Genomic DNA, 14,766 nt, shown 5'->3' on the forward strand with positions numbered 1-14,766 from the left:
TTCTGTGGATAACTCTGTTAATAGTGTTGGGGCAAATTGCTCAAGAGCCCATAGTTAAAGGGCCTGAAACAAATCGTTCACATAAACGACACACAAATAAAAGCCCTTTAATTACAACAAGTTACGTAAATCAACAGCTATATCTAAAACTTTTGTTTAATTTTTTGTGAAACATCAAACAGCCATGTTTCACACTGTGCATTAAATTTAATTAACAAGTTAAGCCCTTATATTTATTCACTCCCAAAAGAAGTAGGTACTAACATAGATTTCTGTATCACTTTAATCTTAATAATCTCATTTTAAACATTCACAAAAGGCCATCAGCAAAACGTCATCAGGATGACAAAATTTACAATTGCTATACTGAACTGCAGCACTATCCCAGACAGGTATAAAGCATGGCGATGATCTTTCACCAGATAGCAACGGCACGGGGTTGTCAGTCATACCTTATTGGCTGCAGTGAGCAACGCAGTGCAATTATCATTGACCCGGAATTGACGCTGCAGGACAACTATCTTGCCCTCCTGGCTAAAGAAGGACTGCGTTTACATTACCTGCTCGACACCCATACCCATGCCGATCACTTCAGCGCCAGCCAGGCACTTGCGAAACGGTTACAGGTACCGGTTATTATGCACCGCAACAGTCCGGCACCTTTTGTCTCTTTTCATGTTGATGATGGTGAGATGATACGGCTTGGGAGTCTTAAGCTTGAGATTTTACACACCCCTGGCCACACTGAAGATTCTATCTGTATCTATGTTGAAGACCGTGTCCTCACCGGCGATACATTGCTACTGGGAGGTACTGGCCGTAGCGACTTGCCGGGGGGTAATCCGGAGAAGCTCTATAACAGTCTGTTTAACCGACTACTCTATCTGCCCCCTGAAACACGGGTTTATCCAGCTCATATCTACAGCAACAGACAATACTCAAGTATCTCAAACGAGTTAGCCACTAACCCCCGACTTCAGATATCTGAACGTGCTGCTTTTATTCAGCAGATGAACAACCTTAATCTGAGTATGCCTGATCACCTCAGTGAAGCACTGCGGACCAATCTGAGCGGAGGAAAGACTGTCGCCGGGCTTATTGCGGAAGCTGCAGAAAAGGTTCCCTTCATGTCTCTCTCAGAGGTAGCATTGAGAATTCAATCGAAAAGCCCTGATATATTGCTATTAGATGTCAGAGAAAGTGATGCTTTCCGCCAGGGCCGTATTCCCGGGGCCATTCATATACCACGCGGCCAACTAGAGCTGCAGGTAAATGACCGCTTACAGGATCCGACGCAACGGATAGTGACTTATTGCCAGTTCGGCAAAATTTCCACCCTTGCGGCAGCTACCCTGAAACAACTTGGTTTTGATCGGGCTGTGGCGCTGGACGGCGGCTTTAACGCCTGGCAGGAACAGGGCTATCCCATCAATAATTAAGCCTGCCAGTTAAACCCGACTAATCAGTCTGCCAGCCAGTCGGGTTGAGGTAAGCCCTTTGATCTTAAGAATTCCGGATTGAATAATTTACTCTGATACCGGGTACCGATATCACAGAGAATAGTGACAATGGTATGACCCGGCCCCAGTTCCTTTGCCATCGCAACAGCACCCGCAATATTAATTCCGGATGACCCCCCCAGACATATTCCCTCCTCTTTGAGCATATGGAAAACCCAGTTCAAGGCTTCACTGTCACTGAGCTCAAAGCCGGTATCGACGACCGCCCCCTCCAGATTCTTTGTTACCCGGCTCTGACCTATCCCCTCCATGACAGAGCTCCCTTCTGCTTTTAATACTCCCTGGGTGTAGTGTCGATACAGCGAGGCACCCTGCGGATCAGACAATGCGATACAGATATGCGGATTCTTCTGTTTCAGAATAGCGCTGACGCCGGCTAACGTTCCCCCGGTACCGACAGCACAACAGAAGCCATCGACTGTTCCAGCGGTCTGCTGCCATATTTCTGAACCCGTGGTGCGATAATGGATATCACGGTTGGCAACATTATCAAACTGATCAGCCCAGATAGCGCCCCGCTCTTCTTCAGTGCAAAGCTTTTCTGCTAACCGTGCCGAAACTTTAGTGTAGTGTTGCGGGTCTGCCAGTGGTACAGCGGGTACAAGATGAAGCTGCGCGCCATAGAGCCGAAGAATATCTCGCTTCTCCTGACTCTGGGTATCGGGCATGACGATGACAGAACGATAGCCCATCGCATTAGCGATCAGACTAATACCTATGCCAGTATTGCCAGCCGTACCTTCAACAATAGTTCCACCAGGTAAAAGTGAACCTTTTTCAGCAGCATCCAGAATAATACCCAATGCAGTACGATCTTTAACTGAACCGCCTGGATTTAAAAATTCAGCTTTACCAAGAATGGTACAACCGGTTATTTCAGAAGCCTTGCGTAGTTGGATAAGTGGTGTATTACCAATAAGAGAGAGCAGTGCGGGTGTGCTGTTCATATCCACCTCCGGTATTCAGATAGCAGTATAGTTCAGCGACAACGTTTAATGGTCGGACAGTTTCTGGAAAAACGTTTACGGAATGAGACTAGAGGAGAGCTTTTAGAGGCAGTGCTTAATAAAACTACCTAACCGAATCAGGCGATGTTCCGCCGGGAGTGATCCCGGCGGTTCTGTGATTACGACAACATAAGAAGCTCTTGAGAACCTCTTAACTGCAACCAAAGATCCGGTCTCCGAACAACTTTGCACTTAACTACAATGCGGAACTACAACCGGTGTGCAAAATCTATAGTTAGGTAGTTAACTTGTAAAGTAAGGTAGCAGCGGCTTGTACCTTCTATACTGAAGAGCATAAGATCATTACACTTTAGATGACTCAATGATCCCGTTGATAGATGATCTTTTGCAGTATGAATCGAGCAGAGAGAGCCGAGCGATTACAACGAGCAAGATTAGCTCAGGGACTCAAACAGCAGGACATTGCAACACTGCTGTATAAATCGCTTTCAACAATCAAGAAATGGGAATCCGCTACCGGGGCTGAACCAAGCAACCTGGATGACTTAATACGCCTGTGCGAAGTCTACGGAATCACTGTTGAGTGGTATCTTTCCGGGCAGGATAAACGCACCCGAGCACCTTACCCATTAACGCTTACCCCTCAACAGGAACAGCTTATCGCCGATTTCGATAAGATGTCACCGGTAATGAAACGTCGTGCAAACAAAATTATGCGGATCCTGACCGAAAACTAAATCGATTCTGATCACTATTTCTTCCAAATATTTTTACGTTCCTGTAGCAGAATCCATAGCTGCTCAACTTTTTCCCTTGCCCAGGGCGTTTTACGCAAAAACTTCAGGCTGGATTTAACACTGGGATCATTCTGAAAGCAGTTGATACTGATACGCTCACCCAGCTCCTGCCAGCCATATTCAGCCTCAAGGTCGATCACTATCTGTTGTAACGTCACGCCATGCAGTGGATTATTCTTCTGAGCCTGTGTCACGATTCACTATCCTGCTCTGTAGCCTGCTCACGTTCCGCTTTAGATATATATCGAGGCTTGTTCGATACATTCAGCTTCGCATTCGCCTTTTTGGCTCGTTTTTTTAAAATGCTGTTTATCTTCTTTTTTCTGTTCATCGGTCCAGACCTGGCATGGGGCGGTAAAGGGCTATTGTAGTCGCGGGACTAATTGAAGAATAGTGCAGGTTATAAATTAGCTAAAGTGCACCGGCCTCTAGTCACATAACCTGGCCCGGCACAAGCATTATGTAATACACATATTCTGTGGATAAGTCAGTGAATTACTTTTTAACAACCCGCCGAAACAGCACTACTATAAGGCCTTCAGCGAATTGATTATAAATTCAACCACAGAGCAATAACTAAATTATTTTTCAATGACTTAGCGACATACAAATATTTACAGCCCGCTAGATCAGCCGCTCATTCAACCGTATGAAAAGCACTAGTGTCAGCTTGTGAAAAACTTTTAGGAGAGTCGCCGTTATCCGGACGGATAACGGTTATAAAAATAATCCCTGGGAATCGATTAATCCTCAGGAATTTCTATCTCAATATGGCCTACCGGCTTGGTACAGCAAGTCAGGATCTCATCACCAACAGTGTCAAAAAGAGCATCTTGCACCTCTTCAACTTCCCCTTCGATGAGGCGCACACGACAACAACCACAATAACCACCACGGCAGTTATAAGGTGCAGGAATCTCCTGCGCTTCTAATGCATCCAGCAGAGAGAACTCATACTGAAAATAAAAAGTATTGAAATGATTAACCTTAATTCTTGGGATACCCGACACAGCTTGTTCCTTAGAGGTCGAAGTCGTCGAAGTCGTCTTCACCCACTTCATTGTCGATTGCTCCTACCAGATATGAACTGATCTCTGCTTCCTGAGGTGCAACCTGCACATTGTCGCTGACCAGCCATGCATTCATCCATGGTAGCGGATTTTGCTTAGGCGGGAAGATCTCTTCCAGATTCAGCGCTTTCATCCGCACATTAGTAATATATTCTACATAATCGGCCAGAATCTTAGCGTTCAAACCGATCATTGAGCCGTCTTTAAACAGATACTCAGCCCACTCTTTTTCCTGTTCCGCTGCTTCACGGAAGATCTCGTACACTTCGGGCTCGCACTCTTTAGCGATCTCTTTAAATTCAGGATCATCTGCACCCGAGGACAGTACATTCAACATAAACTGAGTGCCGGTCAGGTGTAACGCTTCATCACGGGCGATCAGCTTAATGATCTTGGCATTACCTTCCATAATGGCGCGTTCAGCAAAGGCGAATGAACAAGCGAAACTAACGTAAAAGCGGATTGCCTCCAGTACGTTTACCGATACCAGGGTCAGATAAAGCTTAGTTTTCAGGTTACGCATCGACACATCATGGGTTTCGCCATTAATGGTATGCTGCCCTTCGCCCTGAATCAGGTAGATATTCATCAGTTCGATGAATTCGTCATACAACCGGGTCACACTTTTGGCCCGCTTTACAATCTCTTCATTAGTAACGATCTCATCGAACACTTCAGCAGGCTCGTTCATGATGTTACGAATGATGTGCGTGTAAGAACGGCTATGGATGGTCTCACTGAAAGACCAGGTCTCCAGCCAGGTTTCCAGCTCTGGTAATGAAACCACCGGCAGAAACGCAATGTTAGGTGAACGACCCTGTACCGAATCCAAAAGTGTCTGATACTTAAGATTACTCAGGAAGATATGCTTCTCATGTTCCGGCATACCCATGAAATCTTTACGGTCAGTGGACAGATCCACCTCTTCCGGGCGCCAGAAAAAGGACAACTGCTTTTCAATCAGCTTCTCAATAATTGGATATTTTTGTTTATCGTAGCGGGCTACGTTAACGTTATGGCCGAAAAACATCGGCTCTTTAGTCGCATCATTGAAAGTCGGATCAAAAGTTGAATATAGCATTTTGTATCGATATCTCTTGCCCTGGAACCAGGGTGAAAACTGAAGGTCTGTGACAGCGCCGCAGACCTATAATCCTTAACTGCTGATTAGAGCTTACAAGCACCGCTTTCACAGCCGCCAGTCAGATCATCATGCTGATCGGTCGCGCCGTCACGAGTGTTATGGTAATACAGCGTCTTCACACCGTACTTGTAGGCTGTCAGCAGATCTTTCAGCAACAGTTTCATTGGCACTTTATCGCCCGGGAAAGTTGCTGGATCGTAGTTAGTATTGGCTGAAATCGACTGATCGATAAACTTCTGCATGATACCCACCAGCTGTAGATAACCTTCGTTTGAAGGGATCTCCCACAGCAGCTCGTAGTCCTGCTTCAGTTCGGCATAATCAGGTACAACCTGCTTCATTACACCGTCTTTACTTGCCTTAACACTGACATAGCCACGCGGCGGCTCAATGCCATTAGTCGAGTTAGTAATCTGTGAAGATGTCTCACACGGCATTAACGCGGTCAGGGTGCTGTTACGCAAACCAAACTCGCGGATATCTTCGCGCAGAGTTTCCCAGAAGTAATGCAGCGGCTCTTCACAGAAATCATCCACTTCACGCTTGTATGTATCAGTCGGCAGAATGCCTTTCGCGTAAGTCGTCTCGTGGAACAGTGTACAAGGCCCTTTCTCTTTCGCCAGCTCATTCGATGCTTTCAACAGATAGTACTGCACAGCTTCAAAGGTTTTATGAACTAAACCGTTGGCCGAACCATCCGAGTAGCGAACGCCATTCTTAGCCAGGTAGTAAGCAAAGTTAGTCACACCTACGCCCAGTGTACGGCGATTCATCGACGCAGTACGGGCCGCTTCAATTGGGTAATCCTGATAATCCAGCAGGTTATCCAGCGCACGTACAATCAGGTCCGCCAGATTTTCAAGCTCGTCCAGATTGTCCAGTGCACCCAGGTTAAATGCAGACAGAGTACAAAGAGCGATCTCACCTTCAGCATCGTTGATATCATTGAGGGGCTTAGTCGGCAGCGCAATTTCAAGACAAAGGTTAGACTGCTTAACCGGAGCAACCGCCGGATCGAACGGGCTATGGGTATTACAGTGATCCACGTTCTGAATGTAGATACGACCGGTAGAAGCACGCTCGGATGCCAGCATACCGAACAGCTCGACAGCTTTGATTGTCTTCTTACGAATGCTGTCATCCTGCTCATACTGAACATAGAGACGTTCAAACTCATCCTGATCAGCAAAAAAGGCGTCGTACAGGCCCGGCACTTCATCAGGGCTGAACAGAGAAATATTGCCACCTTTGATCAGACGGGTATACATCAGCTTGTTCAGCTGTACACCATAGTCCAGATGACGTACCCGGTTTTCTTCAACACCCCGGTTATTCTTCAGTACCAGCAGTGACTCAACTTCAAGATGCCAGAGGGGGTAAAACAATGTCGCAGCGCCACCACGCACACCGCCCTGAGAACAGGATTTAACCGCTGTCTGGAAGTATTTATAAAACGGGATACAACCGGTATGGAAAGCTTCACCACCACGGATAGGGCTGCCAAGTGCACGAATCCGGCCCGCATTAATGCCGATACCGGCACGCTGACTCACATACTTAACAATGGCGCTTGCAGTTGCATTAATCGAATCCAGTGAATCACCCGACTCAATCAGCACACAGGAGCTAAACTGACGGGTAGGCGTACGCACACCCGCCATAATAGGTGTCGGCAAAGAGAGCTTGAATTGTGAACAGGCATCATAGAAACGTTTTACGTATTCCAGACGGCTCTCTTTAGGGTAATTGGCAAACAGACAAGCAGATACCAGCATATACAGGATCTGCGGGCTTTCGAAAATCTCACCGGTAACCCGGTTCTGTACCAGATACTTACCTTCCAGCTGCTTAACTGCGACATAGCTGAAGTTCATATCACGGCTATGATCAAGATAATCATTCAGCTGATTAAACTCAGCTTCTGAATAGTCTTCCAACAGGTGCTTATCGTAACGACCAGCATCGACCATCTGTGCAACATGAGTCGACAGATGAGGCGGTTCAAAACTATCAAAAGCACGTTTACGCAGATGGAAAATGGCCAGACGAGCAGCCAGGTATTGGTAATCCGGAGCATCTTCGGAGATCAGGTCGGCCGCTGATTTAATTAGCGTTTCATGAATATCGGCAGTTTTAATACCGTCATAAAACTGAATATGAGCTTTCAGTTCTACCTGAGAGACTGAAACATTCTGCAGGCCATCCGCGGCCCAGATAACTACGCGGTGAATTTTTTCCAGGTCCAGTTTTTCCTGAACACCATTGCGTTTCGTTACCAATATGTCCTGCATTTGCACTTCCCAAGTCAGTATAAAATTTTAGACCGGCTTCTGATCGAGCCATTTTCTGATTAGGGATGCTGCTATTTATTCCATTAAGCCGCGCTATCCCTGGGCTTCAGCACGTTAGGGTTGCCTAGTTGCTAAACTTCCGCTAGGCCACTATATATTGTGCGTACTGAAACATTAGGCACTAAATATAGTTATAAAGAAGTTAATTACAATACTTGATTTTGGCCTTTTATGCGTGTAGCCAAACAGCAAATAACAGGCAGAAGCCCGTGCCATCTACGTTGCAGAAACTGTATTAAAAAATTGAAAATTTTTTATCGAAAGAAAAAACTTAATAGCTAAAAGCAATAGCTTAAAAAGCTTGTCAAATTGAGCAAATATATTGATTTAAAGGCTTTACATAGACCAAACAAATCAATAGTATACGCGCTCCTTGTGGTGGGGTTCCCGAGTGGCCAAAGGGATCAGACTGTAAATCTGACGCGCGAGCTTCGGTGGTTCGAATCCACCCCCCACCACCATCGAATTCGATACGAAACAGCCTCGTTTATGCGGGGCTTTTTTGTGCCTGCGATTCTTGATGGAGGGGTGGGTGAGCACCACCGACGTGGTTCGAGCCGTAGTGAGTTTGCGAACGAGACAACATTGCGCGTTCTTTGCGCAATAGCCCGAAGGGGAATAATCCACCCCCCACCACCATCGAATTCGATACGAAACAGCCTTGCATCCGTGCAGGGCTTTTTTGTACCTGCGATTCTTAATGGGGGGTTGGGTGAGAATCACCGACGTGGTTCGAGCCGTAGTGAGTTTACGAACGCAGACAACATTGCGCGCTCTTTGCGCAATAGCCCGAAGGGGAATAATCCCCCCCCACCACCATCGAATTCGATACGAAACAGCCTCGTTTATGCGGGGCTTTTTTGTGCCTGCGATTCTTGATGGAGGGGTGGGTGAGCACCACCGACGTGGTTCGAGCCGAAGTGAGTTTACAAACGCAGACAACTCTTAAGCTATAAGGCGCGCTTTTTGCGCAACGGCCCGAAGGGGAATAATCCACCCCCCATTCGATACGAAACAGCCCCGTTTTATAACGGGGCTTTTTTGTGCCTGCGATTCTTGATGGAGGGGTGGGTGAGCACCACCGACGTGGTTCGAGCCGAAGTGAGTTTACAAACGCAGACAACTCTTAAGCTATAGGGCGCGCTTTTTGCGCAACGGCCCGAAGGGGAATAATCCCCCCCACCACCATCGAATTCGATACGAAACAGCCTCGTTTTATAACAGGGCTTTTTTGTGCCTGAAACATGTCAAATCACCTCAATCAAAGCAGCTAAATCTGGCAACACGCTTAATAGTGCCAACTTCACTACCCTGCTTATTTTTGCCCCATATCACACAACTGATTTTTTTTATCGTTCGCCCCTTGTATCAAAGGCCTCAGCTATGCCAAGGTGTGAACATAATTTAAGTACACTCTTTACATCTTTAGGAGAGACCTATGCCATACAACGACAATATCCAGGAAGAGATCAACATGCTGATCCGGTTCAGCCAGACTAGCGATCACCAAGGCCTTAAGGTTCGTAATGATGCTTCACCGGAACTGGTTACAGCGACCCGCCGCCTGTTTGATAAAGACCTGATCACACAGATGGATGGTGGATACCTGACACCTCTGGGTCACGAAGCTGCCGATCAGGCTCATGCCCTGTTAAACATCCTGAATGCAAAGAAGTAAGCCCCTGCTATGCAACAGCCAGAGATTCTGATTGAGGATATCAATGTCTGGGAAACCCAGATGTTTACCCTGCAAAACCCACTTCACGCGAATATAAAGCAGCCGCTGCTGGAACTGATTTATCAATTACGTGACGGCCAACAGCAAGCAATAGAAAGTGAGGTTGCACCTACCGCTAAGCATGCTTTATATGAAAGCACTCTGGATCTGCTACAACGTCAGGAACCTGTGATACAGGAACTGCGGGAATTCACTGAAGATATGCTGACCATGGTGGCCAGCTCAGTTAATCAGCCGTTCTGGCCGGAAGGTGCTGAAGCAAAAGCTGACATCGTCGAATCCTGGTTCCATGTCACTGAGAATGGTGGTTACCATGATACCCATGCTCATCCTAACTGTTCATGGTGTGGTATCTACTATGTCGATGCCGGTGATTGCGATATCAGTAGTCGCAACGGCATTAACCGTTTCTACGATCCTCGCCACGGAGCCGATCAATACCTTGATGCGGGTACCGCTTATCTGAACAGTACCGGCAGCTGGGATTTCGAAGCGGTCGATGGCCAGATGGTGATATTCCCCTCTTACCTTAAGCACGCGGCAATGCCCTATTTCAGTCAGAAAGACAGGGTTATAATCGCCTTCAACAGCCAGATCCATTTTCAGGAGTAGCACTAATATTAGCTCCCTGTAGCAGGAGGTCAGGATGAAACAGGTACTTGTGTACGCCGATTCACTCAGCTGGGGAATCATTCCTGATTCCCGCCAGCGTTTCTCCTTTGAGCAACGCTGGCCTGGCCACCTTGAAAATCTGATCAACCATACTGACAAGTCAATACGCATCATAGAAGATTGCCTTAACGGCAGGCGCACCGTACTTGATGATCCTTTCAAACCCGGAAGAAACGGATTAGAGGGGCTACAGCAACGTATCGAGATCAATAGCCCGCTCAGTTTAATAATAATTATGCTGGGTAATAATGACTTTCAAAGCCCACATAGCTTTACTGCCGCTGAAGCGGCGCAAGGCGTTGCCAGCCTGGTTAATAGTATCCGCCAGGCGCCTGTAGAGCCCGGCATGCTGGCACCTGATATTTTACTCATCTGCCCACCTCCCATTATTGAGCCCAAAGGGGTTATTGCCGCCAAGTTTCGTGGCGCAGAAATAAAATGGAAAGGTTTTGATAGCGCCCTGAAACAAATTTCAAAGCAGCTCAATTGTTATTACTTCGATGCAGGTGAACATATCAGTGCCAGCAAAGTCGACGGTATTCACTTAGATCTGGAACAGCATCAGCGGCTGGCTGAAGCCCTGAATCCAGTCGTAAAGAATCTGCTAAACCTATGATGTCTCAATCTTTTACCGTACAAGTGGAACTTTATGGCTATATAAATATCCACTTAAGCGACCAGCGATATAGTTATTACAGTTAAATTAAAGGAATACGATGCTAGATTCACTCCAACGTTTTGTTCGCAGCTACTGGTACTGGCTTGCAATTATTGCAACAGGCCTGGCCATGGAAGCGGTGGCGCTCTATTTTCAGTACGCTCTTGGCTACGGCCCCTGCGTTCTTTGTATCCATGTTCGCATCTGGGTGATGGCCTTTATCATTCTGGCAACCTTAGGACTACTGCTGCGCAATAGCCGTCCTGCCATTATCAGCATCAGTGGACTAACTGTTATTGCAGCCTTAGGTCTGGCAGAGCGTTCCTGGATGACTTTTGCCATAGAGCGTAATTTAATAGAAGGCAGCTGCACTATGGGCTCAGGCTTACCTGACTGGTTCGCACTGGACCGATGGTTTCCGGCAGTATTTGAACCCTGGGAGCTGTGTGGCTGGACCCCTGAGTTACTGTTCGGTATCACTATGGCGGAAGGGTTGCTAGTGTTTTCTGCCATCGCGCTGTGCAGTACTATATTCGCAACTTACACATTCATAAGGAAAGCCTGAATTAAGCTGTCATTCAGGCTTTAGAGTCATATACTGTATACAGCAAGTGATGTACTACAGAACACTGTAAACAGTATTTGAAGTGTTTGTACATTAGCTATGCCAAAGGGATGTGGGCATTCGGCGCTGATTTGTCAGGCATTATTTTTAAACGCCTGACAGCTGTAACCAGATACAGATTAATAAAGCAGAAATCTGCTTATATGAATGGATTCATCAGACTCATGAAGGACAGCAAGATCGTCTTCTTCGGCCCGGTAGGCGCCGGCAAAACAACTGCAATCAAATCTCTCTGTGGTACAACCGCGTTATCCACCGATGTTCAGGCTTCAGACAGCACCCAACGAGCCAAACGTAAGACAACCGTAGCGATGGACTATGCCCTGTTCGAAGAAGCAGGACGGCGTATACACCTTTATGGCACACCGGGTCAGGAACGCTTTCGCTTTATGTGGGAGTTAATCGCTACTGAGTTAGCACATGACAGTAGCGGCCATATACTCCTGCTGGATAACGCCCGAAATCATCCCAGACAGGATCTTGAATTTTATCTGAGCAACTTCCTCGAACACTATCAGAACAAGCCCCTTATCATAGCTGTGACCGGCAGCGATCTGGTTCACACGCCAACACAAGCAGACTATGCTGGCTGGTTAACTGAGTTAAATATCAAAGCACCGGTGTTCTTTATTGATGCCCGCAATCCTGAGGATGTCCATTTTCTGATTGATGAAATCGTACAACCTCCTCATCCTGTTACATCAGGTAGCGATAAAATAACGGTTCAAGAGGAGGTACAACATACTGAACAGATTATCCGTCAAGCTAAACTGAACAAGCGGTTTACCAGCGAACTAATGCAAGATATCGAGCAACTTCCTGCCGTCAATGGCGTCGCCTTGATCAATGGACAAGGTAAAACAGAGTACTCAAGTCTGACCACTCCACAGCTAAAAGAACTTAAGCACTTCACTCAGAACATTACCCCCTTACTGGATAAAGTTGATGACTTTGACGGTATCGATACCATCACACTAGATACCGAAGCCGATGGCTACTTTTCCGTACTGATAGCCGATCATCGACTATTAGGCGTGCACTGTACCGATCAGATTACTATGTTAATGCTTAAGCAGGAGATTAATAATCTGATGCAGTGGAGTCGCTATACTCCAGCCTGATAACCCTGCTTATAAACAGGCTGACATTTTATCCGTCAGCCTATCGCACCAGCCCATAACGCTCACCTAGGAAGCCAGCTGAAAGTAGCTCGCCTTATTTTTTTATTTTCTATTATTGCCACAACGAGCTGTGACTCGGTACAATCCGCAACCAATTTGGTTTTAACCATTTTAATTTATAGCAATTAGCAGCGGAGAATAGAGATGCGTCTGGCTGAAATGGAAAGTATTGCAATGACGATCTGCATTACAATATTTGCAGGCTATATATTTTTCATCATCTACGATCTGGCTAAGAAATCTAATGCCGGTAAGTTTGGTACCGCTGTGCTGTTTTTTGCGTTAGGACTTGGCTTAGCTGCTTTCCTGATAAAAAGCGTTGTCGTTGGGATGCTGGAAGGCGCCTAAGATACATACACCTCAATAGATACATGCTCCTCAATATAAGTCGCCTGAATAAAAGCGCCGGCGATAAAAGGCACCTTAGAGGGCCTCTTCCTGAATTCATTCACAAAGCTAGTTCACAATTAGCGCTTTAGTTCAGCCCCCTTCTAGCTTATCCGCCGTTATCGGCTGTAACTCAAAACCAGGCAGCGCAACCCGAAAAGCCCTGCCAAAACCGATAACGAAACGCCCTGTATCGGGGGATAATCTGAACAGATGAAAGTCCGGCAGCGTACGTAACAACGCAACCGTATCACCATGACGTTGCTGATACAGATCCAGCAACCGGCTCTGTTCTTCGGTTTCAGGTTTTACCTTTACCGCCTGACACTGAAGCGTCAGTCGGGTGCGAGCAAACAGGTTCCGGCTTTTCTCTTCATCTTCAATGAGCATAACGCCTACTGTCGGATGCGCTATTAAATTTGCAGTATGGCCGGCCAGTTCGCTAATCAAAATATAAAAATCACCATCCTCATATAAAAACGGCGTATAGCTGGCTTCAGGCCCCCTTTCCCCCTGACTGGCTAACTGAACAGACCGACAGGAGGACAGCAACTCTGCCAATATCAAATTAGCCCCATCTTGCTGTTGTTCATCCGTATTCATAACTTATCCAGCCCAATCAAACATGATCCAATTTTCATGTATCAATATACTCCAGCTCCGCTATTCACGTATAATTGTCGGCGTATTTAATTTATAGGATTTGTGAATATGCAACAGAAAGTGGTTAAGGTTGGCGATATAGCGATCTCCAATGATGCTCCGATGGTTCTGTTCGGCGGTATGAACGTACTAGAGTCAAGGGATCTGGCAATGCAGATCGCTGAACACTATGTTGAAGTCACTCAACGCCTGAACATTCCTTATGTCTTTAAAGCCTCTTTCGATAAAGCTAACCGCTCATCATTAACATCCTTTCGTGGTCCGGGTATGGAGGAAGGTCTTAAAATTCTTGAAGAGATCAAGACTACCTTTAACGTACCTCTGATTACCGATGTTCATGAACCCTATCAAGCCGCGCCGGTTGCCGAAGTCTGCGATATTATCCAGCTACCCGCATTTCTGTCCCGCCAGACCGATCTGGTAGAAGCGATGGCAAAAAGCGGTGCCGTTATTAACATCAAGAAAGCTCAGTTTCTGGCGCCTCAGGAGATGCAACACATCCTGAATAAGTTTGAGCAGGCTAACAACAGTAACCTTATTCTGTGTGAGCGTGGCAGCAGTTTTGGCTATAACAACCTGGTCGTAGACATGCTGGGCTTCTCTATCATGAAAGAGATGGGTTACCCGGTCATGTTTGATGCAACTCACGCTCTGCAGATGCCGGGCGGACGAAGTGATTCTGCTGATGGCCGACGTGCACTGGTTGCACAGTTGTCGCGCGCAGGCCTGGCTCAGGGTATTGCCGGACTGTTTTTGGAAGCACATCCAGATCCAACACTGGCGAAGTGCGACGGTCCTTGTGCTCTGCCATTGGCTAAACTGGAGCCTTATCTGGCACAGATGAAAGCTGTTGATGATCTGGTTAAAAGCTTCGAACCCCTGATTACTGAATAATCCCTCCGGCTGCGATATGACAACATATCGCAGCTTTTTTCCTCAACTCAATGATTACCTGTCGTTTTGACAGTTCTGATGCTTAACTCTGAGCGCGG

The 14,766-nt window shown here is 46.6% G+C and carries 16 protein-coding genes, 1 tRNA gene and 1 other RNA gene; 11 read left to right on the forward strand and 7 right to left on the reverse strand.

Translation table 11 applies throughout. The features are described from left to right. The first annotated feature begins 401 nt into the window (after window positions 1-401). Window positions 402-1,439: an MBL fold metallo-hydrolase gene (locus tag EHS89_RS07465; RefSeq protein WP_229753716.1), complete on the forward strand. Its 1,038-nt coding sequence runs from the start codon at window positions 402-404 to the stop codon at window positions 1,437-1,439. Window positions 1,440-1,462: 23 nt separating this feature from the next. Here EHS89_RS07465 and EHS89_RS07470 read toward each other — a convergent pair whose 3' ends face one another. After that, window positions 1,463-2,467: a cysteine synthase A gene (locus EHS89_RS07470; RefSeq protein ID WP_124925512.1), complete on the reverse strand. Its 1,005-nt coding sequence runs from the start codon at window positions 2,465-2,467 to the stop codon at window positions 1,463-1,465. Window positions 2,468-2,880: 413 nt separating this feature from the next. On the opposite strand from EHS89_RS07470, the gene EHS89_RS07475 reads away from it, so the two are divergent. Next, window positions 2,881-3,225, forward strand: coding sequence for a helix-turn-helix domain-containing protein (locus tag EHS89_RS07475; protein ID WP_170167445.1), 345 nt, complete (start codon window positions 2,881-2,883; stop codon window positions 3,223-3,225). A gap of 14 nt (window positions 3,226-3,239) precedes the next feature. Here the strand turns inward: EHS89_RS07475 and EHS89_RS07480 are convergent, their stop codons facing one another. The 5 genes from EHS89_RS07480 to nrdA form a co-directional block, all read right to left on the reverse strand. Next, window positions 3,240-3,479, reverse strand: coding sequence for a VF530 family protein (locus tag EHS89_RS07480; RefSeq protein ID WP_124925514.1), 240 nt, complete (start codon window positions 3,477-3,479; stop codon window positions 3,240-3,242). Next, window positions 3,476-3,616: a DUF2986 domain-containing protein gene (locus EHS89_RS07485; protein WP_124925515.1), complete on the reverse strand. Its 141-nt coding sequence runs from the start codon at window positions 3,614-3,616 to the stop codon at window positions 3,476-3,478. Before EHS89_RS07485 ends, EHS89_RS07480 begins: the two co-directional genes overlap by 4 nt. Before the next feature lie 412 nt (window positions 3,617-4,028). Further along, entirely contained in the window at window positions 4,029-4,346 is a 318-nt protein-coding gene (locus EHS89_RS07490; protein WP_229753717.1) for a 2Fe-2S iron-sulfur cluster-binding protein, read from the reverse strand. Then, a complete protein-coding gene (gene nrdB, locus EHS89_RS07495; protein ID WP_124925516.1) occupies window positions 4,306-5,436 on the reverse strand; it encodes a class Ia ribonucleoside-diphosphate reductase subunit beta in 1,131 nt (376 codons plus the stop codon). Before nrdB ends, EHS89_RS07490 begins: the two co-directional genes overlap by 41 nt. A gap of 86 nt (window positions 5,437-5,522) precedes the next feature. After that, complete coding sequence (gene nrdA / locus EHS89_RS07500) at window positions 5,523-7,790, reverse strand: class 1a ribonucleoside-diphosphate reductase subunit alpha (RefSeq protein ID WP_124925517.1); 2,268 nt, start codon at window positions 7,788-7,790, stop codon at window positions 5,523-5,525. 437 nt (window positions 7,791-8,227) lie between these two features. On the opposite strand from nrdA, the gene EHS89_RS07505 reads away from it, so the two are divergent. The 8 genes from EHS89_RS07505 to EHS89_RS07540 all read left to right on the forward strand — a co-directional run bounded on the left by EHS89_RS07505 (window position 8,228) and on the right by EHS89_RS07540 (window position 13,072). Beyond that, window positions 8,228-8,311, forward strand: a tRNA-Tyr gene (locus EHS89_RS07505). A 50-nt stretch (window positions 8,312-8,361) separates the two neighbouring features. Further along, window positions 8,362-8,489, forward strand: a non-coding RNA gene (locus EHS89_RS07510) — RtT sRNA. A 799-nt stretch (window positions 8,490-9,288) separates the two neighbouring features. Then, on the forward strand, window positions 9,289-9,528 hold the full coding sequence (locus EHS89_RS07515) for a TIGR02647 family protein (protein WP_124925518.1): 240 nt from the start codon (window positions 9,289-9,291) through the stop codon (window positions 9,526-9,528). Between the two features lie 9 nt (window positions 9,529-9,537). Continuing rightward, window positions 9,538-10,200 (forward strand): TIGR02466 family protein, encoded by a 663-nt coding sequence (locus EHS89_RS07520; protein ID WP_124925519.1) that lies wholly within the window; start codon window positions 9,538-9,540, stop codon window positions 10,198-10,200. Between the two features lie 34 nt (window positions 10,201-10,234). Then, a complete protein-coding gene (locus EHS89_RS07525; protein ID WP_124925520.1) occupies window positions 10,235-10,876 on the forward strand; it encodes an SGNH/GDSL hydrolase family protein in 642 nt (213 codons plus the stop codon). 100 nt (window positions 10,877-10,976) lie between these two features. After that, window positions 10,977-11,483 (forward strand): disulfide bond formation protein B, encoded by a 507-nt coding sequence (locus EHS89_RS07530; protein ID WP_124925521.1) that lies wholly within the window; start codon window positions 10,977-10,979, stop codon window positions 11,481-11,483. 224 nt (window positions 11,484-11,707) lie between these two features. Further along, on the forward strand, window positions 11,708-12,664 hold the full coding sequence (locus EHS89_RS07535; RefSeq protein WP_211340304.1) for a GTP-binding protein: 957 nt from the start codon (window positions 11,708-11,710) through the stop codon (window positions 12,662-12,664). 204 nt (window positions 12,665-12,868) lie between these two features. Next, a complete protein-coding gene (locus tag EHS89_RS07540) occupies window positions 12,869-13,072 on the forward strand; it encodes a DUF2788 domain-containing protein (protein ID WP_124925523.1) in 204 nt (67 codons plus the stop codon). 132 nt (window positions 13,073-13,204) lie between these two features. Here the strand turns inward: EHS89_RS07540 and EHS89_RS07545 are convergent, their stop codons facing one another. Further along, the gene (locus tag EHS89_RS07545; RefSeq protein ID WP_124925524.1) at window positions 13,205-13,714 is read right to left on the reverse strand and encodes a HugZ family pyridoxamine 5'-phosphate oxidase; all 510 of its coding nucleotides are present in this window, start codon (window positions 13,712-13,714) and stop codon (window positions 13,205-13,207) included. Between the two features lie 108 nt (window positions 13,715-13,822). On the opposite strand from EHS89_RS07545, the gene kdsA reads away from it, so the two are divergent. Continuing rightward, the gene (gene kdsA / locus EHS89_RS07550) at window positions 13,823-14,668 is read left to right on the forward strand and encodes a 3-deoxy-8-phosphooctulonate synthase (RefSeq protein ID WP_124925525.1); all 846 of its coding nucleotides are present in this window, start codon (window positions 13,823-13,825) and stop codon (window positions 14,666-14,668) included. The last annotated feature ends 98 nt before the right edge of the window (window positions 14,669-14,766 follow it).

Origin of the sequence: Amphritea balenae (assembly GCF_003858655.1) — a bacterium.
In the GTDB taxonomy this organism is placed as follows: Bacteria; Pseudomonadota; Gammaproteobacteria; order Pseudomonadales; family Balneatricaceae; genus Amphritea; species Amphritea balenae.

Excerpts from the sequence above, each read along its gene's own strand:
- EHS89_RS07465 (WP_229753716.1), top strand. The coding sequence starts at position 402 with ATGGCGATGATCTTTCACCAGATAGCAACGGCACGGGGTTGTCAGTCA.
- EHS89_RS07470 (WP_124925512.1), bottom strand. The coding sequence starts at position 2,467 with ATGAACAGCACACCCGCACTGCTCTCTCTTATTGGTAATACACCACTT.
- EHS89_RS07475 (WP_170167445.1), top strand. The coding sequence starts at position 2,881 with ATGAATCGAGCAGAGAGAGCCGAGCGATTACAACGAGCAAGATTAGCT.
- EHS89_RS07485 (WP_124925515.1), bottom strand. The coding sequence starts at position 3,616 with ATGAACAGAAAAAAGAAGATAAACAGCATTTTAAAAAAACGAGCCAAA.
- EHS89_RS07490 (WP_229753717.1), bottom strand. The coding sequence starts at position 4,346 with ATGAAGTGGGTGAAGACGACTTCGACGACTTCGACCTCTAAGGAACAA.
- nrdB (WP_124925516.1), bottom strand. The coding sequence starts at position 5,436 with ATGCTATATTCAACTTTTGATCCGACTTTCAATGATGCGACTAAAGAG.
- nrdA (WP_124925517.1), bottom strand. The coding sequence starts at position 7,790 with ATGCAGGACATATTGGTAACGAAACGCAATGGTGTTCAGGAAAAACTG.
- EHS89_RS07515 (WP_124925518.1), top strand. The coding sequence starts at position 9,289 with ATGCCATACAACGACAATATCCAGGAAGAGATCAACATGCTGATCCGG.
- EHS89_RS07520 (WP_124925519.1), top strand. The coding sequence starts at position 9,538 with ATGCAACAGCCAGAGATTCTGATTGAGGATATCAATGTCTGGGAAACC.
- EHS89_RS07525 (WP_124925520.1), top strand. The coding sequence starts at position 10,235 with ATGAAACAGGTACTTGTGTACGCCGATTCACTCAGCTGGGGAATCATT.
- EHS89_RS07530 (WP_124925521.1), top strand. The coding sequence starts at position 10,977 with ATGCTAGATTCACTCCAACGTTTTGTTCGCAGCTACTGGTACTGGCTT.
- EHS89_RS07535 (WP_211340304.1), top strand. The coding sequence starts at position 11,708 with ATGAAGGACAGCAAGATCGTCTTCTTCGGCCCGGTAGGCGCCGGCAAA.
- EHS89_RS07540 (WP_124925523.1), top strand. The coding sequence starts at position 12,869 with ATGCGTCTGGCTGAAATGGAAAGTATTGCAATGACGATCTGCATTACA.
- EHS89_RS07545 (WP_124925524.1), bottom strand. The coding sequence starts at position 13,714 with ATGAATACGGATGAACAACAGCAAGATGGGGCTAATTTGATATTGGCA.
- kdsA (WP_124925525.1), top strand. The coding sequence starts at position 13,823 with ATGCAACAGAAAGTGGTTAAGGTTGGCGATATAGCGATCTCCAATGAT.